Origin of the sequence: Hydrogenophaga sp. H7, assembly GCF_002025745.1 — a bacterium.
GTDB lineage: Bacteria > Pseudomonadota > Gammaproteobacteria > Burkholderiales > Burkholderiaceae_C > Hydrogenophaga > Hydrogenophaga pseudoflava.
The window spans coordinates 692,957-717,341 of sequence record NZ_MCIC01000001.1 but is presented as its reverse complement, the minus strand read 5'-3'; the positions used below and the strand labels follow the sequence as shown (position 1 = coordinate 717,341).

Sequence of the window (24,385 nt, the reverse complement as noted above, 5' to 3'; positions counted from 1 at the left end):
CGCCAAGCCTTCGCTTTTCTGTCAGCACCACCCTCAAGGAGACAAGCATGAAGAACCGCATCCGCCTGCACGCACTGGCCGCCTTGGCCGCCGTCGGCCTGGCCAGCCCGCTGCTGGCACAGGCCCAGAACAAGGTGAACCTGGGCGTGGCCATCCCGGCCGCCACCCACAGCTTCGCCGCCGGCCTGGTGTACTGGGCCAACGAGGCCAAGAAGGAGCTTGAAAAGGACCCGAACATCAAGGTCACGATCAAGACCGCCAGCGGCGCGCCCGAGCAGGCCAACCAGCTGCAGGACCTGGTCACCGCGACCAAGATCGATTCCCTGGTGGTCCTGCCCTTCGAATCGGCCGCGCTCACGCGCCCGGTGCAGCAGGTGAAGTCCAAGGGGGTGTACGTCACCGTGGTCGACCGCGGCCTGACCGACACCAGCGCACAGGACGCCTATGTGTCCGGCGACAACACCGCCTTCGGCAAGGTGCCGGCCGAGTACCTGGCCAAGGCCCTCAACGGCAAGGGCAACATCGTCGCGCTGCGCGGCATTCCGACCACCATCGACAACGAGCGCATGGACGCGTTCACCGGGGTGATGAAGAACCACCCGGGCATCAAGATCCTGGACGCCAAGCACGGCAACTGGAACCGTGACGACGCCTTCAAGGTGATGCAGGACTTCCTCACCCGCTTCAAGGCGATCGACGCCGTGTGGGCGGCCGACGACGACATGGCCTTCGGCGTGCTGCGCGCCATCGAGCAGGCCAAGCGCAAGGACATCAAGATCGTGTTCGGCGGCGCCGGCGCCAAAGCCATGGTCAAGACGCTGATGGACGGCAGCAACCCGCTGATCCAGGCCAACGTGTCGTACTCGCCCAAGTTCCTCTACGACGCCATCAAGATGACCGCGCTGGCGCGCCAGAAGGGCGAGAAGCTGCCGGCCACGACCATCGTTCCTTCGGTGTTGATCACCAAGCAGAACGCCAAGGACTTCTACTTCCCCGACAGCCCGTTCTGAGGCCGCGCCCGCCAGGAGGACCCCACATGAAAACCATCCAGGGACCCGGGATCTTCCTGGCCCAGTTCATCGGCCCGGCCGCGCCCTTCAACACGCTGGAGGGCCTGGCCGGATGGGCCGCATCGCTGGGCTACCAGGGGCTGCAGATCCCGACCAGCGATGCGGCCATCTTCGATCTGGAACGCGCCGCGGAGAGCGACGCGTATTGCGACGAGGTAACGGGCCTGCTCGCCGCGCACGGCCTGCAGGTGACCGAGCTCTCGACCCACCTGCAGGGCCAGCTGCTCTGCGTGCACCCGGCCTACGACCTGCAGTTCGACGCCTTCGCCGCGCCGCAGGTGCGCGGCAACCCGGCCGCCCGCACGGCGTGGGCGCACGAGCAGCTGCTGCTTGCCGCGAAGGCCTCGAAGCGGCTCGGCCTGAAGGCCCATGCCTCGTTTTCAGGCGCGCTGGCCTGGCCCTACCTCTACCCCTGGCCGCAGCGCCCGCCCGGCCTGGTCGAGGCGGCGTTCGCCGAGCTCGCCAGGCGCTGGCGCCCGGTGCTCGACGCCTTCGACGACGCGGGCGTGGACGTCTGCTACGAGCTGCACCCCGGCGAGGACCTGCACGACGGCGTGACCTTCGAGCGCTTCCTCGACGCCGTGGGCCAGCACCCGCGCGCCAACATCCTCTACGACCCCAGCCACTTCGTGCTGCAGCAGCTCGACTACCTGGCCTTCATCGACCACTACCACGAGCGCATCCGCGCCTTCCACGTGAAGGACGCCGAGTTCCGGCCGAACGGCCGGCAGGGCGTGTACGGCGGCTTCAGCGACTGGGCGGACCGCGCCGGCCGCTTCCGCTCGCTGGGCGACGGGCAGATCGACTTCAAGGCCATCTTCTCGAAGATGGCGCAGCACGACTATGCGGGCTGGGCGGTGCTGGAATGGGAGTGCTGCCTCAAGCACCCGGAAGACGGCGCGCGCGAAGGTGCGGCCTTCATCCGCGACCACATCATCCGCGTGGCCGACCGGGCCTTCGACGATTTCGCCGCGAGCGCCGGAGACCCCGGCACGCTCGCGACCTTGCTGGGCCTGCAACCATGAACGACCACGACACCGGCGACCGCTCCCGGCGCCGCATCCGCCTGGGCATGGTGGGGGGCGGCGAAGGCAGCTTCATCGGCGCTGCGCACCGCATCGCCGCGCGGCTGGACGACCAGTTCGAATTGGTGGCCGGCGCCCTGTCGTCCACCGCGGAGCGCGCGCACGCCAGCGCGGCGGCGCTGCACATCCCGCGCGAACGCAGCTACGCCGACTACGCCGAGATGGCGCGCGCCGAGGCGCAGCGCCCCGACGGCATCGACGCCGTGGCCATCGTCACCCCCAACCACCTGCACGTCCCGGTTGCGCTGGCCTTCGCCGAGCAGGGCATCCACGTCATCTGCGACAAGCCCCTGGCCACCTCGCTCGCGCAAGCCCGGACGCTGGCCGAGACCGTGCGCACGCGCGGCCTGTTGTTCCTGCTGACGCACACCTACGCCGGCTACCCCATGGTGCGGCAGGCGCGCGACCTGGTGGCCGCGGGCCAGCTCGGCGAGCTGCGCATCGTGCAGGTTGAATACGCCCAGGACTGGCTGGGCGAGCCGGCCGAGCAGCAGGGCAACAAGCAGGCCGAGTGGCGCGCCGACCCGCTGCGGGCCGGACCCGCCGGTGCGCTGGGCGACATCGGCACCCACGCCTACCACCTGGCGCGCTACGTCAGCGGCCTGCGCGTGCAGGAGCTGTCGGCCGAACTCAGCCGATTCGTTCCGGGCCGCGTGCTGGACGACCACGTGCAGGCCATGCTGCGTTTCGACGGCGGCGCGCGGGGCATGCTGTGGGCCAGCCAGGTGGCCAGCGGCGCCAGCAACGCGCTGCGCCTGCGTGTGTACGGCACCCGCGCGTCGCTGCATTTCGACCAGGAACAGCCCGAGCAGCTCTGGCTGGCGCCCCGCGGTGAACCCGCCCGGCTGCTGCGCCGGGGCCTGCCACCACAGACGCAGACCCAGCCAGGAGACCAGCGCCTGCCCGCCGGGCACCCCGAGGGCTATCTCGAGGCCTTCGCCGGGCTGTACCGCGACTTCGCGCAGGCCTGGCGCGGCAACGGCAGCGCGGACTTCCCGGGGATGGCGGACGGGCTGGAGGGCATGGCCTTCATCGAGGCGGTGCTGCGCAGCCACCAGCAGAACGCGGGCTGGGTCCGGATGGAGTGACCGGGCGCCCAGCGCCCGCGCCGGTTCAGCCCGCGCCGGGGCCGCCCTTGCCCAGTCCGTGCTTGCGGATCTTGTCCACCAGCGTGGTCTTGGGCAGCCGCAGGGCCTTGGCGGTCTGGCCCACGTTGCCGCTGTGGCGCTCCAGCGCATCGGCGATCAGGCTGCGTTCGAACTGGTCGACCGTCTCGGCCAGGCCGGGCTCGCCGTCGGCCCCCGGCTCGCCCGACGGCGCCGCGTGCGGCGAGACCCACTGCGGCCCCACGCCCAGCACCAGCGCGTCGGCCACGTTGCGCAGTTCGCGCACATTGCCCGGCCAGTCGCGCGCCATCAGCTGGCGCAGCTGCGCCGCGGGCAGGCGCGGTTCGGGCCGGCCGTAGCGGCTGGCCGCCAGCAGCATGAAGTGCTCCAGCAGCATGGGGATGTCCTCGCGCCGCTCGCGCAGCGCCGGCAGCTCGATGTTCACCACGTTCAGGCGGTAGACCAGGTCGGCGCGGAAGCTGCCCTGCTGCGCGCGCGCCAGGAGGTCGTCCTTGGTGGCGGCGACCACGCGCACGTCCACCGGGATGCTCTGGTTCGATCCCAGGCGCTCGATGCAGCGCTCCTGCAGCACGCGCAGCAGCTTGACCTGCACGCCCAGGGGCATGCTTTCGAGTTCGTCGAGGAACAGGGTGCCGCCGTTGGCGTGTTCGATGCGGCCGATGCGGCGCTTCTGCGCGCCGGTGAAGGCGCCCGGCTCGTGGCCGAACAGTTCGCTGTCGAGCAGGCTGTCGGGCAGGCCGCCGCAGTTGAGCGCGACGTAGGGCGCATCGCGTCGGCGCGAGTGGTCGTGCAGGGCACGCGCCACCACCTCCTTGCCGGTGCCGGTCTCGCCACGGATCAGCACGTCCACCGGCGAATCGGCGATCTCGGTGATCAGCTGGCGCACGCGGGCGATGGCGGGCGCGTGGCCCACCAGCTTGCCTTCCAGGCCCTCGCTGAGCGTGAGCGCGCGGCGCAGGTTCGCCACCTCCAGCGTCAGGCGGCGCTTGTCCAGCGCGCGCTGCACCACCTCGACCAGCTGCTCGGGCGAAAACGGTTTGGGGATGAAGTCGTAGGCGCCGCTGCGCATGGCCTGCACCGCCAGGTTCACGTCGCCGTGGCCGGTGATCATGATGACCGGCAGGTCGGGGTCGAGGTCGTGCGCCTCGGCGATCAGCGAGAGGCCGTCGGCGCCGGGCAGGCGCATGTCGGTCACGACGACGCCGGCCATGCCGGGGCTCAGATGCGGCAGCACGGCCTCGACCGAGTCGAAGGCGCGCACGGCGATGTCGGCCAGCTGCAGGGCCTGCACGCAGCCCAGCTGCAGGTCCGTGTCGTCCTCGACCAGGAACACGGTGAGGTTGCGGTTCATCGGGATGGGGTGTCTTTCGCGGTGTCGGGGGCGGGACCCACGGGAACCGTGAGCACGAAGCAGGCGCCGCCATCGGCATGGTTGTGGGCCTGCAGGTCGCCCCCGAATTCTGCGGCAAGGTCGCGGCAGATCGCCAGGCCCAGGCCCAGGCCCGCGCCGCTGGGTTTGGTGGTGTAGAAGGGTTCGAAGAGGCGCCGCTGGTCGGTCTCGCTCAGGCCCTTGCCACTGTCGCGCACCGTCAGCGCCACCATCGGCACACCGGCCACCTCGCAGCTCTCGGCGCTCAGGGTGAGCACGCGCGGTTCGGCGTCGCGCATGGCGTCCAGCGCGTTGCCGACCAGGTTCACCAGCACCTGCTCCAGCCGGTTGGCGTCGCACCAGGCGGTCCACTGGCCCGGTGCGCAGCGGTTGTCCACCCGCACCTGGTCGTGGCGCACGCGCAGCTGGTACAGGAACAGCGCCTGCTCGACCACCCGGCCCACGTCGGTGGCCCCGGGCGAGGCGCTGGACTTGCGCGAGAAGCTCTTGAGCGGGTCGATGATGCGCGCCATCTGCTCCACCAGCCGCGCCACGATGGACAGGTTCTCCTGCGCGGCGGCGTGGTTGCCGCGGCGCATGAACTCGGCCGCGTTGCCCGCCAGCGTGCGGATGCCGCCCAGCGGCTGGGTCAGCTCGTGCGTGATGCTGGCGGCCAGCTGGCCCAGCACCGCCATCTTGCCGGCGTGCACCAGCTCGTCCTGCGCCGACCGCAGGGTCTGTTCGGTCTGCTGGCGCTCGGCCACTTCGCGGCGCAGCTGCTCGTTGGTGTCGGTCAGCTCCTGGGTGCGCAGGCCGACCTGGCGCTCCAGGTCTGCGTTGACCTGCTCCAGCAGCCGCTTGGCCGCGAGCTTCTGCCGTTCGATGCGGCGGCGCTGGCTCCAGTACAGCACCAGCAGGATCAGGAAGGCCGCGGTCATCGCGCCGCCCACGCCGTCGGCCAGGGCCTGGTCGCGCACCTCCGAGAGGCTGGTGAAGATCAGCACGCGCCAGTCCATGCCGTCGAGCGAGCGGCCCAGCACCAGATGCCCGGCCCGGTTGCTGCCGGCCCCCAGCGCTTCGCGGTGGCGCGCCTCGTCGCCCGAGACGAAGCCCTGCACCTCCTGCGTGTCCTCGTCGACGGAGAGCCGCACGTCGATGGGGAACTGCGGCAGCCGCAGCGAGCCGTAGGTCTGGGTCAGCTGCAGGTCGACCCGCCGCTCGGCCGGCAGCGGCGCCATCGAGGTGTAGCGCCAGGCCGGCTGCGACGACAGGATCACCACCTGGTTGGCGTCGGCCACCAGGGCGGGCGCCGCGAGCATGGGCCAGGTCTGCTCCAGCGCGTCCAGGCCGATCTTGATGGCGGCCACGCCCAGCACGCGCGGGCCGTCGTAGATCGGGTGCGAGGCGAAGTAGCCCGCCTGGCCCCCGCTGCCGATGGCGAAGTGGCGCGTCGAACGGCCGGCCAGCGCCTCCAGGTAGTAGGGACGGTAGGACACGTCCTCGCCCAGCAGGCTGTCGTCGCGCTCGGACACGTTGCTCGACGCCAGCACGACGCCGCGCACATCGAGCACGTAGACCGCCACACTGCCCAGGTGGGCATTCAGCCGGGCCAGGTAGTCGTTGGCGGCGCGCTCGCGGGCCGGATCGGGGGCGCGCAGCACCGCCAGCACCGCCGGGTTGAGCTGGATGGTGGCGGGCACCGGCTCCAGGCGCCGCACCCGCGCCTCGACAACCGTGGCGAACAGGTCCAGCCTGCTGTTGGTGGCGGCCTTGAGGCTGTGCTCACCCTGGGCGTAACTGTGCTGGTAGACGCCGGCGCCGGTGAGCGACACCAGGGCCACGCCGACCAGCAAGAGCAGCAGCCGCCGCGCCAGCCAGCCCACCCGTTCGGAGGCCGGACGCACAGCCGCGCCTGCGCCAGCGGGCGCGTTGGCGGGCGGGGATGGCGCGGCCTGGGCGGGGTTCAATGCTGGAGGATCTTGGAGAGGAAGTCCTTGGCGCGGGGTGAACGGGCATCGGGGTTGCCGAAGAACTCGTCGCGGCGGCAGTCTTCGACGATTTTGCCCGCGTCCATGAAGATCACGCGGTGGCTGACCTTCTTGGCAAAGCCCATTTCGTGCGTCACGCACATCATGGTCATGCCCTCGTTGGCCAGCTGCACCATCACGTCCAGCACCTCACCCACCATCTCGGGGTCGAGCGCCGAGGTCGGCTCGTCGAACAGCATGACGATGGGGTCCATCGACAGCGCGCGCGCGATCGCCACGCGCTGCTGCTGGCCGCCCGAGAGCTGGCCCGGGAACTTGTCCTTGTGCGCCATCAGGCCCACGCGGTCGAGCATCTTCAGCCCGCGCGTCTTGGCCTCGTCGGCGTTGCGACCCAGCACCTTGATCTGCGCGATCGTCAGGTTTTCGGTCACCGACAGGTGCGGAAACAGCTCGAAGTGCTGGAACACCATGCCCACGCGGCTGCGCAGCTTGGGCAGGTTGGTCCTGGGGTCGGCCAGGCTGATGCCGTCGACCACGATGTCGCCCTTCTGGAAGGGCTCCAGCGCGTTGACGGTCTTGATCAGCGTGGACTTGCCCGAGCCCGAGGGACCGCAGACCACCACCACCTCCCCCTTCTGGATGGAGGTGGTGCAGTCGGTCAGCACCTGGAAGCTGCCGTACCACTTGGAAACGTTCTTGATGTCGATCATGGTTCTTCTCCAGCCGCTCAGCGAATGATGGCGATCTTCTTCTGCAGGCGACGCACCAGCATCGACAGCGAGAAACAAATGACGAAATAGACGACGGCGGCGACCAGGTAGGTCTCGACCGGGCGGTTGAAGTTTTTGCCCGCCACCTCGAAGCCCTTGAGCAGGTCGTAGGCGCCGATGGCGTAGACCAGACTGGTGTCTTGGAACAGGATGATGGTCTGCGTCATCAGCACCGGCAGCATGTTGCGGAAGGCCTGCGGCAGCACGATCAGCTGCATGGTCTGCCCATAGGTCATGCCCACGGCGTAGCCGGCGTTGACCTGGCCCTTGGGCACGCTCTGGATGCCCGCGCGCATGATCTCCGAGTAGTAGGCCGCCTCGAACACCGTGAAGGTGATGATGGCCGAGAGCTCGGCGCCCATTGGCTGGCCGATCATCAGCGGGATCAGCAGGAAGAACCACAGGATCACCATCACCAGCGGGATGGAGCGCAGGGTGTTGACGTAGAACGCGGCCGGCATCACCAGCCACTTCTTGCCCGACAGGCGCATCAGCGCGAGCACCGTGCCCAGCGCGATGCCACCGATCATGGCCACCAGGGTCAGCTGCACCGAGAAGATCAGGCCCTTGAGCACGAAGCCCGTGAGCACGTCCCAGTTCAGGAATGAGAAGTCGAGGTTCATGTCAGTGACCTCCGATCATGCCGGGCACCTGCACCCGGTGTTCGATGAACAGGGCGATGCGGTTGATGACGAAGGCGGAGATGAAGTACAGGCCGGTGACGGCGAGGTAGACCTCGATGCCGCGCGAGGTTTCTTCCTGCGCCTGCATGGCGAACATGGTCAGCTCGGCAATCGACACCGCGAAGGCCACCGACGAGTTCTTGATGATGTTCATGCTCTCGCTGGTCAGCGGCGGAATGACGATGCGGAACGCCATCGGCAGCAGCACGTAGCGGTAGGTCTGGGTCAGCGTCAGGCCCATGGCGAGGCCCGCGTAGCGCTGGCCCTTGGGCAGGCTCTGGATGCCGGCGCGCACCTGCTCGGCGATGCGCGCCGAGGTGAAGAAGCCCAGCGCGAACACCACCAGGATGAAGCTGGGAAAGTTCTTGAGCGCGGGCACCAGCGCCGGCAGCACGTGGTACCAGAGGAACACCTGCACCAGCAGCGGGATGTTGCGGAACAGCTCGGTCCAGGCGTTGCCGATGGCCACCAGCGCCTTGCTGGGCGTGGTGCGGAAGATGCCCATGACCGAACCGACCACGAGCGCGACCACCAGCGCCAACAGGGCGACGGAGAGCGTCCAGCCCCAGGCCGAGAGCAGCCAGTCCAGGTAGGTGATGTCGCCACCCTCGCCGAAGCAGCGCGGACGGACCTCACCGTCGATGGTGTCCTTGCAGAACACCTGCCAATCCCATGTAGCCATGGTGAATCCCCAGGTTCAACAGAAGAAAAAACAAACCCGACGCCGGAGAGTGACCGACCCGGCGCCGGGCCGCCCCAAGCCGGGTCAGCCCCCTCGGGGGGCAGCGACCCGCGCAGCGGCGAAGCGTGGGGGCCTTACTTCTTGACAGCGTAGTCTTCCATCGGCTTGTCATTGGGGGTGGCCCAGGCCGCCTTGGTGGCTTCCGACAGCGGCAGGCCGATCTTGGCGTTGGCCGGCGGGATCGGCTGCATGAACCACTTGTCGTACAGCTTGGCCAGCGAGCCGTCCTTGATCTGGTTCTTGATGGAGTCGTCCACGGCCTTCTTGAAGGCGGCGTCGTCCTTGCGCAGCATGCAGGCGATGGGCTCGACCGACAGCACCTCGCCGACGATCTTGTAGTCGGCCGGGTTCTTGGACTTGGCGATGTTGGCGGCCAGAATGGAGCCGTCCATCACGAAGGCGTCGGCGCGGCCGGATTCGAGCAGCAGGAAGCTGTCGGCGTGGTCCTTGCCGAACACCTCTTCGAAGTTCACGTTGGTCGCACGCTCGTGCTTGCGCAGGGTCTGGACCGAGGTGGTGCCGGTGGTGGTGGCGACCTTCTTGCCGCTGAGCTGGGCGATGGAGTTGATGCCCGAGTTGGCCTTGACGGCGATGCGCACTTCTTCCACGTAGGTGGTCACGGCGAAGGACACGTCCTTCTGGCGGGCCGCGTTGTTGGTGGTGGAGCCGCACTCCAGGTCGACGGTGCCGTTCTGCACCAGGGGGATGCGGTTCTGCGAGGTCACCGGCTGGTACTTCACTTCCAGCTTGGCCAGGCCCAGCTGCTTCTGCAGGTCGGCGATCACGCGCTCGGCCATCTCGGTGTGGAAGCCCACGAACTTGCCGTTGCCGATGGTGTAGGACAGGCCGGAGGACTCGCGCACCCCCAGGGTGATGCTGCCGCTGTCCTTGATCTTCTTGAGCGTGTCGGCGGTCTGGGCCATTGCGGTCGAGGCGGCGAGCACGGCGGCCACGGCCAACAGGGTCTTCTTCATGGTTACTCCTTCGAGTGGGTTGGGGAAACGGAAATCGCTGCTGGAGATCAGCCCGGCACCTGGTCGGTGGGGTACTTCCAGAAGTCCTTGAGCAGGTAGTTCATGGGCAGGTTGAGGCTGCGGTTGGCCGGCGGGATGGGCTTCTGGAACCAGCGCTCGTAGACCACATGGGCCTCGCGCGTCTGGATCAGGCGCTTCATCTCGTCGTCGACCAGCTTCTTGAACTCGGCGTCGTCGCGCGAGAACATGATGGCCAGGGGCTCGATGGTCAGGAACTTGCCCACCACCTTGAACTTGCCGGGATCGGGCCGCCCGGCCACCAGGCCGTAGAGCAGCACGTCGTCCATCGCGAAGCCGTCGGCCTCGGCGGCGGCCACCATGTCGACCGCGCGCGCATGGTCCGGCGCTTCCACCACGCGGATGCCGAGCTGGTACTCGTTGTTGGCCTGCGTCACTGCCTTGAGCGGCGTGGTGCCCTTGGTCGAGACCACGGTGCGGCCCTTGAAGTCGCGGATCACGTCCACCGGGCTGTCGGCCCGCACGAGGTAGCGCGCCCCGGCGATGTAGTGCGGCACGGTGAAAGCCACCTTCTGCCGGCGCTCGGCGTTGTTGGTGGTCGAGCCGCATTCCAGGTCGGCCTTGCCCTCTTCGATCATGGCGATGCGGTTGGCCGGCGTCACCATCACGAAGCGGGGTTTCAGATCGGGCGCGGCCATCTGGCGGCGCAGCGCGTCCACCAGCTTCAGGCACAGGTCCACCGCGTAACCCACCGGCTTGCCGTCCGGGTCGACAAAGGAGAACGGCACCGACGATTCGCGGTGGGCGATCACCACAGTGCCGCTGGATTTGATGCGGTCCAGCACCGGGCCGGCCATCGACGGCTGGACCAGCGCGGCGGCCAGCAAGGCGAGCGCACAACGGGCGAGGGACCGGGTGAGTGGCATGGCGGTGTTGTTGGTGGAAGGGTGGAGGAATGGACGGCTCAGCCCAGCGGCCGGTCGTTGGGCGACCGGTACAGCTCCAGCAGCGCCTCGGGCGCGGGCCAGTTGAGGTTGAGCCCCCTGGGCGGAATCGGCGACTGGAACCAGCGGCGGTAGATCTTCAGCGCCTCGCCCGACTGCATCAGCTCGGTCAGGCTGCGGTCCACCAGCGCCTTGAAGCGCGGGTCGTCCTTGCGCAGCATGCAGGCATAGACCTCGGCCGCCATCGGCTGGCCGACCACGCGCCAGTCGCCGGGCCGGTCGGCCTTGGCGCGCAGGCCGTAGAGCATGGCCTCGTCCATCAGGAAGGCCGCCGCACGGCCATCCTGCACGCTGTTGAAACCGTCGCCGTGGTCCTTGACCTTGAGGATGTCGAAGCGGGTGCCGGTGGCCTCGGCGTGCAGCAGCAGCGAGCGCTCGCTGGTGGTGCCAGCGGTCACCGCCACGCGGCGGCCCTTGAGGTCGGCCAGCTCCTCGATGCCCGAGCCATGGCGCGTGAGCAGGCGCGAGCTGGTCACGAAGATGGACACCGAGAACGCCACCTGGCGCGCGCGTTCGCGGTTGTGGGTGGTGGAGCCGCACTCCAGATCGACCGAGCCGTTCTGCACCAGCGGAATCCGGTTCTGCGAGGTCACCGGCACCAGCTTGACCGCCAGCGCGGGCAGCTTGAGTTCACGGCGGATGCGCTCGACCGCCGCCAGCATCAGGTCGTGCGAATAGCCCACCACCTGGCGCTTGCTGTCGTAGTAGGAGAAGGGCACCGAGGACTCGCGGTGGCCCAGGCTGATGGTGGCCGTGCGCGAAATCTTCTCCAGCGTCGGCAGGCCTGAGGGCTCGGCCCGCGCGGTCAGGGCCAGTGGCAGGAGCAGCAGAAGGGGGAGGTGGCGAAGGGGTTTCATGGGCGCAGTGTGCCGCCCATGGCGCAAGGGACGTGCCAGTCGGTGTAAACCCTCGGTTCCGCCCCTCCAGACCGGGTTTGTGGCCCTGAAACCGGTCTTCAGGGCCGGGGCGCGAACGGAAATCCGACCGCCGCCAGCGGACGGCAGACGGATTTCCGACCCCCGGCCTTCAGACGCAGGTCCTTCAGGCCCAGTGCGCCTTGAAGTCCTGCGCGTACTGCTCGAAGCGGATCGGCGCGCGCCCGGTGATGCGCTGCACGCCGTCGGTGGTGCGCTCGGCAAATCCGGCCTTGAAGGCGCCCAGGATCACTAGCAGGAACTCGGCGTAGTCGGCCGGCAGGCCCGCGCCCAGCAGGCCCTGGCGCATCGCGTCTTCCGGGATGTCGGTGTAGCCGATGGTCCGGCCCGCCGTTTTGGACAGGATGGCCGCCACCTGGTTGTGGTCCAGCGCTTCGCTGCCGGTGAGGTCGTGCGCGGCGTTGACGAACTCGTCCGACGACAGCAGCTTCGCGGCCACGGCGGCGATGTCGCGCGTGTCGATGAAGCTGCCCTTGGCGGCGCCCACCGGCAGGAAGATCTGGCCTTCGGTCTGGATGCCGTGCAGCCAGAAGGTGTGGAAGTTCTGCATGAACCAGTTGGGGCGGATCACGTTCCAGGCCAGGCCCGAACGCTCCAGGTGCAGCTCGGCACGGCGCAGCGGAATGCTGTCGTCGGCATTCGCACCCATCGCAGACAGCAGCAGCACCTTGCGCACGCCGGCGGCCTTGGCCGCGTCGATGGCGGGGATCAGCAGCTCGTGCTGGTTGGCGTAGCCGGGCGGCGCCATCAGGAACAGCTGGTCCACGCCGGCCAGCGCGGCCGCCAGGCCTTCGCCGGTGGCGAGGTTGACCTGCACCTCGCCGGGTTGGGAGGGCGCGCGGCTGGTGGCGCGGCGCACGGTCTGGCCCTGGGCCGACAGCAGGTCAACAAGGGTGGAACCGATCTGGCCGCTGGCGCCGGTCACGAGGGTGGTGGTCATGGGAAATCTCCTGTGGTGTGTTGCGAAGGCCTCCAGTGTGTTTCCGATGAGCCAGAACTGGAATGCATGAAATTCCAACATTCATGTCTAATCGTCCATAAAATACCGCTCCATGGACATACTCTCCGACATCCTCCATGTCGCCGGGTTGCGGCGGCGCCTGCTCGACCTGCACGGGCTCACGCCCGAGGCGGCGCTGCGTTTCCCCTGCGAACGCAGCTTCGGCCTGCACGCGGTCACGCGCGGCCGCGCCTTCGTGCACGCGCCCAACCTGGACGGACCACTGGAACTGCAGGCCGGCGACCTGGTGCTGATGGCGCGCGGCTGCGTGCACCTGCTCTCGCTGGACCGCGAGCCGCCCGCCCGCAGCACCACGGTGCCGATCGCGCGCTTCGTGGGCAGCGACCTGGCCGAGAGCGACCATGACCGCTTGCACGACAGCCCGCCCGCCCGCGACCCGGCCGCGCCCACCCAGGTCATCAGCGCCGCCTACCAGCTCTGGCACGACCCGCTGCACCCCTTCCTGCGCAGCCTGCCGCCCTGGTTTGTGGTGCGCGGCCACAGCCTGCCCCAGCTGTCGGCGGTGCCGCTGACGCTTGGTCTGCTGGACCGCGAGCTGGGCGACCAGGCGCTGGGCGCGACCTCGGCCACGCACGGCCTCTTGGACGCCCTGTTCGCCTTCGCACTGCGCGAGATCGCCGCCCGCGAGAACCCCGGCACACCGGGCTGGCACCACGCCATCGCCGACCGGCCGATCCGCCAGGTGCTCACCCTCATGCACGGCAACCTGGGCCACGGCTGGACGCTGGACGAGCTGGGCCAGCAGGTGGGCCTGTCGCGTTCGGCGCTGGCCGAGCGCTTTCGCAGCGCCATGGGCGACACGCCGCTGAACCACCTGCGCACGCTGCGCATGCAGAAGGCCATGCAGCTGCTGGCCGAGACGCGGCAGACGCTGGAGCAGGTGGCGCAGGCCGTGGGCTACCAGGACGCCTTCGGTTTCTCCAAGGTGTTCAAACGCACCACCGGCCAGTCGCCGCGCCAGTTCCGCGAGCAGGACGCGTCGGACCGGCAGACCGCATGGCGCATCCAGGAGGCCTCCTGAGTTCAGCGGCGGGGCGAGGTCGGGGAGTTCGCGCCGGGGCACCGAACACCGTGAGGGGTACAGTGTCGGCCTCTGCGCTCCAGCGCTCTCCGAATCCCACACACCATGGCCCTGCCCCGCTGCCCGAAATGCCAGTCCGAGTTCACCTACGAGGACGGCGATCTCTACATCTGCCCCGAATGCGCCCACGAGTGGGGCAAGTCCGGCGGTGACGAACCGGCCGAAGCGGCCAAAGTCTGGAAGGACGCGTTCGGCAACCTGCTGGCCGATGGCGACAGCGTGACACTGGTCAAAGACCTCAAGCTCAAGGGCTCGTCGGCGGTCATCAAGGTCGGCACCAAGGTCAAGAACATCCGCCTGGTCGAGGGCGACCACGACATCGACTGCAAGATCGAGGGCTTCGGCGCGATGCAGCTCAAGTCCGAGTTCGTGAAGAAGAGCTGATTTCCCCCATGGGCCGCATCGTCGTCTACTGCCAGCCCGGTGCCAAGCAGACCCAGTGCGTCGGCCTGCACGACGGCAAACCCAAGATCCAGCTCAAGGCGCCGCCGGTCGATGGCGCGGCCAACAAGGCGCTGATCGGCTTTCTCTCCGACGTGTTCGGCGTGCCCAAGTCGGCCATCAGCATCGAGCTCGGCGCGTCGGGCCGCACCAAGCGGGTCGAGGTGGCCGGCGTGGACGACGCGGAACTCAGCCGCCGGCTGCTCGCGGCGGCATGAACGCGGTGCTGCCCGGCCGGCCGGGCAGCGATAGCTGCGCTTCGGTGGGCGCGGTCTGCGCCAGCAGCTTCCCTTGGCGCCACACCTTCAGACGCGTCGCGCGCAGGCGGATCGCCTCCACCGGGTCGCGCGCCTGCAGCAGCACGAAGCTCGCGTCCCGGCCCTTCTCGATGCCATAACCCGCCAGCCCCATCACCTGCGCCGCGTTCACCGTCACCGCATCGAAGCACTGGCGCATGCCGGCCTGGCTGGTCATCTGCGCCACGTGCAGGCCCATGTGGGCCACCTCCAGCATGTCGCCGCTGCCCAGCGAGTACCAGGGGTCCATCACGCAGTCGTGACCGAAGGCCACCGTCACGCCGGCCGCCATCAGCTCGGGCACGCGGGTCATGCCGCGGCGCTTCGGGTACGTGTCGTGGCGGCCCTGCAGCGTGATGTTGATCAGCGGGTTGGCCACCGCGCTCACACCGGCCTCGGCGATGAGCGGGATCAGCTTGCTCACGTAGTAGTTGTCCATGCTGTGCATGGACGTCAGGTGGGAGCCGTTGACGCGCCCCTGCAGGCCCAGACGCTGTGTTTCGTACGCCAGCGTCTCGATGTGGCGCGAGAGCGGGTCGTCGCTCTCGTCGCAGTGCATGTCCACCGGCAGGCCGCGTTCGGCGGCGAGTTCGCACAGCAGCTTCACGCTTTGCGCCCCCTGTTCAGAAGTGCGCTCGAAGTGCGGGATGCCACCGACCACGTCCACACCCAGATTCAGGGCGCGCGTCAGGTTGTCCAGACCGCCCTTCGTTCGCAGCACGCCGTCCTGCGGGAAGGCGACCAACTGCAGGTCCAGGTAGGGCGCGACGCGCGATTTCACTTCGAGCATCGCGCGCACCGGCAGCAGGCTGGGGTCGCTGGTGTCCACATGGCTGCGGATGGCCAGCAGGCCTTTGGCCACCGCCCAGTCGCAGTAAGCGAGCGCGCGCTCGACCAGCGCCTCTTCGGTCAGCAGCGGCTTGAGTTCGCCCCAGAGCGCGATGCCTTCGAGCAGGGTGCCGCTCTGGTTCACGCGCGGCAGGCCATGGCTCAGCGTCGCGTCCATGTGGAAGTGCGGGTCGCAGAACGGCGGGCTCAGCAGCTGGCCGGCGGCGTCCACGGTTTCGTGCGCGGGCGCCTGCAAGCCCTCGGTCACCGCCACGATGCGGCCGTCCTGCACCGCGACCGACATGCCGGTGCGGCCGTCGGGCAGGGTGGCGCGGGTGATCAGCAGGTCGAGCATGGCGACGTCCGTCCGGCCGTGGGCGACCAGGCGCTCATGGCGTCACGAGCACGGCCCGAAGCCGCTCGGCATACCCGTGCAGCACCTCGGCGCCCGGCTCCTTGCGCGGCCAGCTCAGAGCGATGCCATCGCCGCCATGGCGCGGCACCAAGTGCAGGTGGAAATGGAACACGGTCTGGTCGCCTTCGCGGCCATTGGCCTGCAGCAGGGTGAGGCCCGGCGGATCGAACACCGCCTGAACGGCCCGCGCCACGCGCTGCGCCGTCTGCATCACGGCGGCGGCTTCTTCGGCGGTGATGTCCAGCAGGGTCGCGGCGTGGCGACGGGTTGCCACCAGCACATGGCCGGGATTGACCTGGCCCAGGTCCATGAAGGCGATGGTCAGCGCGTCTTCGTACACCTTGGCCGAAGGAATGTCGCCACTGACCAGCCGACAAAAAATGCACTGGCCGGGTGGCGAGGTGTCGATGAACATGGGCATGTACAGGCTCCTCAAGGGTCGCAGTCATGGTAGCAGCCGGCCCCTCGGCGCCGCGCTCACTGCGTGCCGAAGATGCGGTCGCCGGCGTCGCCCAGGCCCGGCAGGATGTAGCCGTGATCGTTGAGCTGGCGGTCGATGGCCGCGGTGTAGATGGGCACGTCCGGGTGGGCTTTCTCCATCGCGGCCAGGCCTTCCGGGCAGGTCAGCAGGCAGACGAACTTGATGGACTTCGGGTTGCATTCCTTGAGGCGGTCGATGGCGGCGATGGCGGAGTGGCCGGTGGCCAGCATCGGGTCCACCACGATGGCGTCGCGCTCGTGCATCTCGGGCGGCATCTTGAAGTAGTACTCCACCGCGGTCAGGGTCTTGGGGTCGCGGTAGAGGCCGATGTGGCCCACGCGCGCACCCGGCACCACGCTGAGCATGCCGTCCAGGATGCCGTTGCCCGCGCGCAGGATGGACACGAAGACCAGCTTCTTGCCGTCGATGACCTGACCCGTCATGGTCTCCAGCGGCGTTTCCACTACCAGGTCCTGCATGGGCATGTCGCGCGTGACCTCGTAGGTCATGAGCATGGACAGCTCGTTGAGCAGGCGGCGGAAGCTGTTGGTGCTGGCGGTCTTGCTGCGCATGAGCGTGAGCTTGTGCTGCACCAGCGGGTGGTTCACGACGTGGACGTTGCTCATGGTGGAGGCCTTTGTTGTGGTGATGGAAAGAAAGGGTCAGAAAACCGTGCCGTCGCTGACGATGTTCAGCGGCGGCAGCCCACCGCGCTGGCGCTGCGCGAGCAGGCGGCCGGCGGCCCAGGTGCCGCCTTCGAGCACGCAGGCCAGGGGCATCTGCTGCTCGCTCAGATCCAGCTCGGCGCGCACCAGCGGCGCCAGTTCGTCCAGCAGCGCCACGGTGAGCGCGCGCCATTCGACGATGAAGGTATCGCCCGCCTGCCAGTCGCGCGTGGCCCAGTCGGGCGGCAGCGGGCGCAGCACGCCAGCGTCGATCAGCAGGCCGCCGTTGCGGTATTCGGGCAGCCCCGTCAGGGCGTCCAGGCCGGTCACGCGCACGCCCGCCCATTCAAAGGGTTCGAGCAGCGAGTAGGTCAGCCACTGAGACAGTTTGTGGAAGGGCATCCAGCCCGCGGTCAGCCCTTCGCCCACCACGGCCGGGTGGCGCCAGCAGTCGCCCAGCGGTTCGCCATCGATGGTGTTCTGCGCTGGCCAGATGCCGGACAGCGTGTCCAGCAGCAGCACCAGGATGTCGTGCGCGGCCACCGCGCCACCGCCCTGCGCGGTCAGTGCATCGAACAGGCCACCGGGCCGGCCCTGGGCACCGAACACCGCCGGCTGCGCGGCCAGCGCCTCGCCCAGCCGGCGCAACAGCGCGGCGCGCCCCTCCAGTCCCACCAGCGGGTTGCCACCGCCCACCTGGAAGGCGGTGGCCAGCCGGTCGGCCGTCACGGCGCTCAGACCGGCCGCGTCCACCCGCAGCGGCCGCTGCGGGTCGCTGGAGAACAGGCCGGCCAGGAAGGCATGGAAGCTCGCCACGCCCAGGCCTTCGGAGCGCGCGAAGCGCTGGCCGCTGGCGGCTTCCCGGTACGACCAGTCGGCGCCCGCGCCCGCGTCCAGCAGCACGCTCACCACCACCAGATCGATCTGCGCACGCGCCCGCGTGGCCGCTTCCACGTCGCCCAGCGCGGCGTCCAGCAGGGCACGCCGGTCCACGCCACCGGCCTCGAAATGGCGCCAGCGGCTGTGGTACGGGATGCGGCCGTCGGGGTAGCGCTCGCGCGTGAGTTGGGCCACGGTGCGCGCAGCGCCGGCCAGCGCAGTGCCGCTCACCACAAAGTACTCGGAGGCGCCTTCACGCGCGCGGGCCAGCAGCTGGCGCGCGCGGGTGCGGACGGCCGTCGTCGACCGCAGCAGGCGGGCGGCGCTCATGCCCCCAGTCCCCGGCCCTTGGCCTTCTTCAGCTCCTCGGCGTCGGGCACCACACCCGGCGTGAAGTAGCCGGCCGCCATCTTGGCGTCCATCTCCACGCGCGCGTCGGCGGGGATCAGCTCGTCCGGGATGTTGACGCGCTCGCCCACCTCGATGCCCGAGCCGGTGATGGCGTCGTACTTCATGTTGCTCATCGACACCAGCCGGTGGATCTTGGTGATGCCCAGCCAGTGCAGCACGTCGGGCATGAGCTCCTGGAAGCGCATGTCCTGCACGCCGGCCACGCACTCGGTGCGCGCGAAGTACTGGTCGGCCGTGTCGCCGCCCACCTGCCGCTTGCGCGCGTTGTACACGAGGAACTTGGTCACCTCGCCCAGCGCCCGGCCCTCCTTGCGCGAATAGGCCACCAGGCCCACGCCGCCGCGCTGCGCGCCCTGGATGCACTCTTCGATGGCGTGCGTCAGGTAAGGCCGGCAGGTGCAGATGTCGGAGCCGAACACATCCGATCCATTGCACTCGTCGTGCACACGCGCGGTCAGCGTGACGGCGGGATTGGCCAGGTCGCGCGGGTGGCCGAAGATGTAGAGCGTCTGCCCGCCAATCGGCGGCAGGAAAACTTCAAGGTCGGAGCGCGTGACCAGCTCCGGGTACATGCCGCCGGTTTCTTCGAACAGCACGCGGCGCAAATCCGCCTCGCTGCAGCCGAAGCGCTTCGCCACACCCGGCAGGTACCACACCGGCTCGACCGCCACCTTGGTCACCACTGCCGCACCGCCCGCGGTCAGCAGCTGGCCATCCGGCTTCAGACGCCCCTTCTGCACGGCGTCGATCACTTCGGGCAGCAGCACATGGGCCTTGGTCACGGCAATGGTCGGGCGGATGTCGTAGCCCGCGGCCAGCTCCTGCGCGTACACGTCGGCCACCTCGGCGCCCCAGGGGTCCAGGCTGACGATCTTGGTCGGATCGGCCCACTGCGGGTAGGGGCCGATCACGTCGGTGGGCGCGGTGTTGGTCAGGTCGGCCTTGTGCTCGCGCTTGAGCGCGCCGGCCGCCACCGCCAGCGCACGGTAGACGCTGTAGCTGCCGCTGTGCGTGCCGATGACGTTGCGGTGCGCGCGGTTGGTGGTGGTGCCCACCACCGGGCCGCGCTCGCGCGCCGTGGCCGCGCCCCAGACGATCGGCAGGGCACCGAAACCGCCCGAGTGCGAGGTGAGCCGGATGTGGCGCGGGTGCGGCGTCTGGGCCGAGGCCGGGGCCTCGCCGGAAGGCTGGGAAGCGTCTGCGGACATGGACAGGTCCTGTGGTGAAAGCCCGTGGCGGGCGAACCGGCGGCAGCGGCGGGTGGCCGCTGCCGACACCCGTTTCCGTTGTAGCAAGGCCGATGCCAGCCGTCCACCCGGCGGCCCTCCGTACAATCCCGGCCCTCCCCCTCTTTCTGGCCACTTTCATGCACTACGCCGTCTCCCACCACAAGCTCAAGCTCATCCTCAGCGGCGCCGGCCTCAAGTCCGGCGACGCGGCCGGCATCGACCAGCTCTTTGGCGGCAAGGACGGCTACTACTGGTTCGGCACCCTGCGCGACATGTGCCCCGAGGGCAAGACCCTGACCTGGGACAACCAGTACGCGCTGGTCGCGGCCATCCAGGCGCACGAAGACGCCAGCGCGGCCGAGGACGAGATGCCGCCCGAGAAGCCGACGCCGGCCCACATCGCGGCCATCTGCAAACTGCTCGCGATCTGACCATGAGCACGCCGACCGCACCGCTCCAGGTCGCCGTGCTCGGTGCCGGTGCCGTCGGCTGCTTCTACGGCGGCATGCTCGCGCGCGCCGGCCACCGCGTCACGCTCATCGGCCGGCCGCAGCACGTGCAGGTGTTCGAGGCGCAAGGCCTGCGCATGCAGACCCTGGCCTTCGACGAGACGGTGAAGCTGCACGCCAGCACCGAGGCATCGGCGGTGGCCGGCGCCGACCTGGTGCTGTTCGCGGTCAAGTCGCCCGACACGGAAACGGCGGGCGCGCAGATGCGCGAGCACCTGAAGCCCGGTGCCCTGGTGCTGTGCCTGCAGAACGGCGTGGACAACGCCGAACGCCTGCGCGCCGTGCTGACCGGCGTGCAGGTGGCCGCCGCCGTGGTCTATGTGGCCACCGAGATGGCCGGCCCCGGCCACCTGCGCCACCACGGGCGCGGCGAACTGGTCATCGAACCCTCACCGGCCAGCGAACGGGTGGCACAGGCGCTGGCCGCCGCAGGCGTGCCCACCGAGATCAGCGACAACGTGCGCGGCGCGCTCTGGGCCAAGCTCATCCTCAACTGCGCCTACAACGCCCTCTCGGCCGTGGGGCGCATCGCCTATGGCGAACTGGTGCAGCAGCCCGGGGTGAAGGACACCATGCGCGACGTGGTGGCCGAGTGCCGCGCGGTGGCCGCAGCCGACGGCGTGACCTTGCCCGGCGACGTGGACGCCGCCGTGCGCCGCATCGCCGAGACCATGCCCAGCCAGTATTCGTCCACCGCGCAGGACCTGATGCGCGGCAAGCCCAGCGAGATCGACCACCTCAACGGCCACGTCGTGCGCCGCGGCGAGGCCCTGGGCGTGCCCACCCCCGCCAACCGGGTGCTGTGGGCGGTGGTGAAACTGGTGGAAGCCGCCACGCTCCGCTGACGACATCCATCGCGCACCGTCAATTCTGACAAGGGCATTCGGGGAGCGCCGGGCAGGATCTTGTACAACGGCCCCTCCCGGGTTACAAGCCCTTCTCCGATCACCGCGGCGGAGCCTCCGCCCTCACCGCATCAACGTGTCTTCTGGTCTGCGCAACAGTCTTCGGCTGCAGCTGGTGCTGCTCATCGGTGGCCTGGCCGTGGCCGGCGCGGTGGGCTATGTGCTGCTCACCACGCACCTGGTGCGGCAGCAGATCGAAGCCGACCAGTTCCGGCTGCAGCGCATCCTGGTCACCCGCATGGCCTCGCAGCTCGACCAGGACATGCACGCGCGCACCACCGAGCTGCGCTTCATTGCCAGCCTTGAGCGCCTGCGCGACCCGCAACGGGCGGCGCAGGACAAGCAGGCCCTGCTCCTGACCAAGAAAGCCATCTATCCCTTCTACGCCTGGATCGGCATCACCGACACGCAGGGCCGCATTCTGGCCAGCACAGAACCGCGCATCAACGGCGCGGATGTGTCGCAGCGCTCGTGGTTCATCGGCGGCCGGCAGCGCCTGCACCAGGAAGACATCCACGACGCCGTGCTGCTGGGCAAGCTGCTGCCCCCGCCCGAGCTGGACGAGCTGCCGCTGCGGCTGATGGACATTTCGCTGCCCCTGCTCGACCGCCAGGGCCAGTTCATCGGCGTGCTCGCCACCCACCTCAGCCTGGACTGGGCCTACCAGTTGCGCCACCAGCTGCTGGACCAGCTGGACGTGCCAGGGCTGGAGATGCTGCTGGTCAACCGGGACGGCGAAGTCATCGTGGGCAGCCCCACGCTGCCCGCCCGCGACGCGACCAAACTGTCGTCGCTCACGGTGTTCACCGGTTCGAAAGCCGGCCGGGTGGGCACCGCGATCGAGACCTGGCCCGACGGCCGGCGCTACCTCACCGCCGCCGCGCCGGCCCTGGGCACCCACCCCTACCCCGGCCTGGGGTGGACGGTGCTGGTGCGGCTGGACGAAGCCACCGCCTTCGCCGACGCACGGCGCCTGGGCGGGCGGGCGCTGGCCGTGGGCCTGGTGTCCGCGCTGCTGTTCTCCTGGATCACCTGGTGGGCCATGGGCCGCAAGCTGCGCCCCATGGAGCGCCTGAGCCAGGCGGTGGCCGACCTGGACGTGAACCGCCCTCTGGTGAGCCTGCCGGAGGTGGAAGGCGGCGGCGAGGTGGCGGTTTTCGCCCGCTCGATGGCCCGCCTGGTGAACGCGCTGGGCGAAAGCCGCGAGCGCTTCCAGATGCTGTTCGACCATGCGCCGGTGGCGATGGCCTTTGTGGCTTCGGACGGCCAGGTGCTGTTGCTCAATGCCCGCTTCACACAGCTGCTCGGCTACGACATCCGCCACGTGCCCCATGTGGACCAGTGGTTCGTGCAGGCCTTCCCGGAGGGGCCGGCCCGGGAAGCGGCCCGCGAACGCTGGCGGAACGCGTTGCCACACGTTGGCAAGACGCCCATGGCGCTGCCCACCGCCGAATACGAGTTGCGCTGCTATGACGGCAGCACCTGCATCGCCGAATCCGGCGGCATTGCCCTGCCCGACGGCATGCTCGTGTCGTTCCAGGACCTGACCGAACGCCGCAAGGCCGAGGCCGGCCTGCGCCTGTGGGCCGAGGCCTTTGAACACAGCGAAGTCGGGCTGCTGATCTCCGATGTGCGGACCGAAACCCTCATTTCGGCCAATCCGGCCTTCGCGCAGCAGCGGGGCTACACCGCCCGGGAGCTGAACGGCCTGCCGGTCGCCAGCCTGTACCCCGAGCGCGCCCTGCCCGGCCTGAGGGACGCACTGGAGCAGGCGTATGTGGACGACCACATCGTCTTCGAAACCGAGCACATCACACGCGATGGCCGCATCTTCCCGGTGCTGATCGACCTCACGGTGCTGCGCGACGCCGACGGCCGCCCCGTGCGCCGCGTGTCCTATGTGCAGGACCTGACCGAGCGCGAACGCGCGACGCAGGAAATCCGCCGCCTCAACACCGAACTGGAGCAGCGCGTCGTCGAACGCACGGCCGAGCTGAGCGCAGCCAACCGGGAGCTCAACGCCTTCGCCGCCGCCGTCACCCACGACCTGCGCGCGCCGCTGCGAACGGTCAACGGATTCGTGCAGATCCTGATGGACGAGTTTGCGGGTCTGCTGGGGGACGAGGGGCGCCAGCACCTGCTCCGCATCCAGGATGGCACGCGCCGCATGGGCGAACTCATCGAGGGCCTGCTGGCCCTCTCGCACCACACCAACAAGCCGCTGGACCGCACCCGCGTCGACCTGTCGACCATCGCCACGCGGCGCCTGGCCGAGCTGGCCGCGGCCGAACCGGCGCGCCAGGTGGTGGTGGAGGTGGAACCCGGCCTCGTGGCCGACTGCGACGCGGCCCTGGCCGAGGCCCTGCTGGTCAACCTGCTGGACAACGCCTGGAAGTACAGCGCCCGGACACCCCAGGCGCACATCCGCTTCTGCAGGGACACGGTCGATGGCCTGAGCGGCTTCTGTGTGTGCGACAACGGCGCTGGCTTCGACATGGCCAAGGCCGGCCACCTGTTCGAACCCTTCCAGCGCCTGCACCACCCCAGCGAATTCCAGGGCACCGGGGTGGGCCTGGCCACGGTGCGCCGCATCGTGGACCGGCACGGCGGCCGCATCACGGTGCAGGCGGCGCCCGGCCAGGGCGCGCGCTTCTGCTTCACGCTGCGCGCCGAGGCCTGACCACACGGTCAGCCCCGGCTCCCGTCCTCAGGGCTTCTGCGTGCCCACCACCTCGATCTCCACGCGGCGGTTCTGGGCGCGGCCCTCGCGGGTCTGGTTGGACGCCACCGGCTGCGACTCGCCGCGGCCTTCGGTCTTGATCTGCTCGCTCGGCACGCCCTTGCTCACCAGGTAGGCCTTGACCGCGCCGACGCGGCGCACGGACAGCGACTGGTTGTAGGCCTCGGTGCCGGTGGCGTCGGTGTGGCCCACGGCGATGATGGTTTCGACGTTCACCTTCGAGAGCTCTGCCACGAGGCCGTCGAGCGCGGCCTTGCCGGCCGGCTTGAGCACCGCCTTGTCGAAATCGAACAGGGTCTCGGCTTGCAGCGTCATCGCTTGCACCGGGGCTGGCGCGGGAGCGGGCGCCGGTGCGGGTGCTGGCACGGGCACCGGTGCCGGGACAGGCGCCTGCGCCACGGGGGCGGGCGGAGGCGGCGGCTTGATGGCGCCGTCGCAGTCCGGGTGGGCGGTGGCCGGCGTCCAGTTGCTGTTGCGCCAGCACAGCTCGTTCGTGCCGTTGCGCCAGGCGAGCGAGCCGTCGCCATTGGTCCAGTTGTCGACCGTCTGGGCACCGGCGGCAGAGGCCAGGCTGACCGTGGCGGCCAGCAGCAGCATGCGGGGGAGGTTGCGCTTGTTCATGAGGGGTTCCTTTTCTCGAAGCTCCGTGGAGCGTGGTTGGAAGGACTCTGGCGGGTCGGTCCTCTTCCCTGCCGAGTGAAGCCATTCTGGTTTTTTGC

The 24,385-nt window shown here is 69.3% G+C and carries 24 protein-coding genes; 9 read left to right on the top strand and 15 right to left on the bottom strand.

The window, feature by feature from the left end; genetic code table 11:
- Positions 1-47: 47 nt before the first annotated feature.
- The 3 genes from BC358_RS03495 to BC358_RS03485 are packed head-to-tail and all read left to right on the top strand — an operon-like array spanning position 48 to position 3,243.
- Entirely contained in the window at positions 48-1,010 is a 963-nt protein-coding gene (locus tag BC358_RS03495; RefSeq protein WP_079364670.1) for a substrate-binding domain-containing protein, read from the top strand.
- A 26-nt stretch (positions 1,011-1,036) separates the two neighbouring features.
- A complete protein-coding gene (locus tag BC358_RS03490) occupies positions 1,037-2,095 on the top strand; it encodes a sugar phosphate isomerase/epimerase (protein WP_079364669.1) in 1,059 nt (352 codons plus the stop codon).
- The gene (locus BC358_RS03485; protein ID WP_079364668.1) at positions 2,092-3,243 is read left to right on the top strand and encodes a Gfo/Idh/MocA family protein; all 1,152 of its coding nucleotides are present in this window, start codon (positions 2,092-2,094) and stop codon (positions 3,241-3,243) included. The genes BC358_RS03490 and BC358_RS03485 overlap by 4 nt, the downstream gene beginning before the upstream one ends.
- A gap of 25 nt (positions 3,244-3,268) precedes the next feature.
- Here BC358_RS03485 and BC358_RS03480 read toward each other — a convergent pair whose 3' ends face one another.
- The 9 genes from BC358_RS03480 to BC358_RS03440 all read right to left on the bottom strand — a co-directional run bounded on the left by BC358_RS03480 (position 3,269) and on the right by BC358_RS03440 (position 12,705).
- On the bottom strand, positions 3,269-4,633 hold the full coding sequence (locus BC358_RS03480) for a sigma-54 dependent transcriptional regulator (protein ID WP_066156347.1): 1,365 nt from the start codon (positions 4,631-4,633) through the stop codon (positions 3,269-3,271).
- Positions 4,630-6,618 carry an ATP-binding protein gene (locus BC358_RS03475; RefSeq protein WP_143434143.1) on the bottom strand — a complete coding sequence of 663 codons (1,989 nt, stop codon included), beginning with the start codon at positions 6,616-6,618 and terminating at the stop codon, positions 4,630-4,632. The genes BC358_RS03480 and BC358_RS03475 overlap by 4 nt, the downstream gene beginning before the upstream one ends.
- Positions 6,615-7,349 carry an amino acid ABC transporter ATP-binding protein gene (locus tag BC358_RS03470; protein WP_066156343.1) on the bottom strand — a complete coding sequence of 245 codons (735 nt, stop codon included), beginning with the start codon at positions 7,347-7,349 and terminating at the stop codon, positions 6,615-6,617. Before BC358_RS03470 ends, BC358_RS03475 begins: the two co-directional genes overlap by 4 nt.
- 17 nt (positions 7,350-7,366) lie before the next feature.
- Positions 7,367-8,032 (bottom strand): amino acid ABC transporter permease, encoded by a 666-nt coding sequence (locus tag BC358_RS03465; RefSeq protein ID WP_066156342.1) that lies wholly within the window; start codon positions 8,030-8,032, stop codon positions 7,367-7,369.
- A gap of 1 nt (position 8,033) precedes the next feature.
- Positions 8,034-8,774: an amino acid ABC transporter permease gene (locus BC358_RS03460; RefSeq protein ID WP_079364666.1), complete on the bottom strand. Its 741-nt coding sequence runs from the start codon at positions 8,772-8,774 to the stop codon at positions 8,034-8,036.
- Positions 8,775-8,908: 134 nt separating this feature from the next.
- On the bottom strand, positions 8,909-9,808 hold the full coding sequence (locus tag BC358_RS03455; protein ID WP_079364665.1) for an amino acid ABC transporter substrate-binding protein: 900 nt from the start codon (positions 9,806-9,808) through the stop codon (positions 8,909-8,911).
- A gap of 47 nt (positions 9,809-9,855) precedes the next feature.
- The gene (locus BC358_RS03450; protein ID WP_079364664.1) at positions 9,856-10,752 is read right to left on the bottom strand and encodes an amino acid ABC transporter substrate-binding protein; all 897 of its coding nucleotides are present in this window, start codon (positions 10,750-10,752) and stop codon (positions 9,856-9,858) included.
- Positions 10,753-10,790: 38 nt separating this feature from the next.
- Positions 10,791-11,687, bottom strand: coding sequence for a transporter substrate-binding domain-containing protein (locus tag BC358_RS03445; protein WP_079364663.1), 897 nt, complete (start codon positions 11,685-11,687; stop codon positions 10,791-10,793).
- A gap of 184 nt (positions 11,688-11,871) precedes the next feature.
- On the bottom strand, positions 11,872-12,705 hold the full coding sequence (locus BC358_RS03440) for an SDR family oxidoreductase (RefSeq protein ID WP_179129999.1): 834 nt from the start codon (positions 12,703-12,705) through the stop codon (positions 11,872-11,874).
- A 112-nt stretch (positions 12,706-12,817) separates the two neighbouring features.
- Here BC358_RS03440 and BC358_RS03435 point away from each other — a divergent pair, with 112 nt between their 5' ends.
- From BC358_RS03435 to BC358_RS03425, 3 genes are all read left to right on the top strand, one after another.
- Complete coding sequence (locus tag BC358_RS03435; RefSeq protein ID WP_079364661.1) at positions 12,818-13,807, top strand: AraC family transcriptional regulator; 990 nt, start codon at positions 12,818-12,820, stop codon at positions 13,805-13,807.
- Between the two features lie 105 nt (positions 13,808-13,912).
- A complete protein-coding gene (locus BC358_RS03430) occupies positions 13,913-14,251 on the top strand; it encodes a zinc ribbon domain-containing protein YjdM (protein ID WP_079364660.1) in 339 nt (112 codons plus the stop codon).
- Positions 14,252-14,259: 8 nt separating this feature from the next.
- Positions 14,260-14,526, top strand: a complete 267-nt coding sequence (locus BC358_RS03425; protein WP_079364659.1) for a DUF167 domain-containing protein — start codon at positions 14,260-14,262, stop codon at positions 14,524-14,526.
- Here the strand turns inward: BC358_RS03425 and BC358_RS03420 are convergent.
- From BC358_RS03420 to BC358_RS03400, 5 genes are read right to left on the bottom strand one after another with little or no spacing between them, the layout of a single operon-like run.
- Positions 14,498-15,787, bottom strand: coding sequence for an amidohydrolase family protein (locus tag BC358_RS03420; RefSeq protein WP_079364658.1), 1,290 nt, complete (start codon positions 15,785-15,787; stop codon positions 14,498-14,500). The two genes, BC358_RS03425 and BC358_RS03420, sit on opposite strands and share 29 nt — an antisense overlap.
- Before the next feature lie 34 nt (positions 15,788-15,821).
- Positions 15,822-16,268, bottom strand: a complete 447-nt coding sequence (locus tag BC358_RS03415) for an HIT family protein (protein ID WP_079364657.1) — start codon at positions 16,266-16,268, stop codon at positions 15,822-15,824.
- Positions 16,269-16,324: 56 nt separating this feature from the next.
- Complete coding sequence (gene upp / locus BC358_RS03410) at positions 16,325-16,954, bottom strand: uracil phosphoribosyltransferase (protein ID WP_066156312.1); 630 nt, start codon at positions 16,952-16,954, stop codon at positions 16,325-16,327.
- Between the two features lie 36 nt (positions 16,955-16,990).
- The gene (locus BC358_RS03405) at positions 16,991-18,202 is read right to left on the bottom strand and encodes a URC4/urg3 family protein (RefSeq protein WP_079364656.1); all 1,212 of its coding nucleotides are present in this window, start codon (positions 18,200-18,202) and stop codon (positions 16,991-16,993) included.
- Positions 18,199-19,491: a GTP cyclohydrolase II gene (locus BC358_RS03400; RefSeq protein WP_066156307.1), complete on the bottom strand. Its 1,293-nt coding sequence runs from the start codon at positions 19,489-19,491 to the stop codon at positions 18,199-18,201. Before BC358_RS03400 ends, BC358_RS03405 begins: the two co-directional genes overlap by 4 nt.
- 158 nt (positions 19,492-19,649) lie before the next feature.
- Here BC358_RS03400 and BC358_RS03395 point away from each other — a divergent pair, with 158 nt between their 5' ends.
- The 3 genes from BC358_RS03395 (at position 19,650) to BC358_RS03385 (ending at position 23,606) form a co-directional block, all read left to right on the top strand.
- A complete protein-coding gene (locus BC358_RS03395; RefSeq protein ID WP_066156304.1) occupies positions 19,650-19,943 on the top strand; it encodes a hypothetical protein in 294 nt (97 codons plus the stop codon).
- Positions 19,944-19,945: 2 nt separating this feature from the next.
- Positions 19,946-20,866, top strand: coding sequence for a ketopantoate reductase family protein (locus BC358_RS03390; RefSeq protein WP_079364655.1), 921 nt, complete (start codon positions 19,946-19,948; stop codon positions 20,864-20,866).
- 136 nt (positions 20,867-21,002) lie between these two features.
- A complete protein-coding gene (locus BC358_RS03385) occupies positions 21,003-23,606 on the top strand; it encodes a PAS domain S-box protein (protein ID WP_079364654.1) in 2,604 nt (867 codons plus the stop codon).
- Positions 23,607-23,633: 27 nt separating this feature from the next.
- Here BC358_RS03385 and ompA read toward each other — a convergent pair whose 3' ends face one another.
- Positions 23,634-24,287 (bottom strand): outer membrane protein OmpA, encoded by a 654-nt coding sequence (ompA, locus tag BC358_RS03380; RefSeq protein WP_079364653.1) that lies wholly within the window; start codon positions 24,285-24,287, stop codon positions 23,634-23,636.
- Positions 24,288-24,385 lie beyond the last annotated feature (98 nt).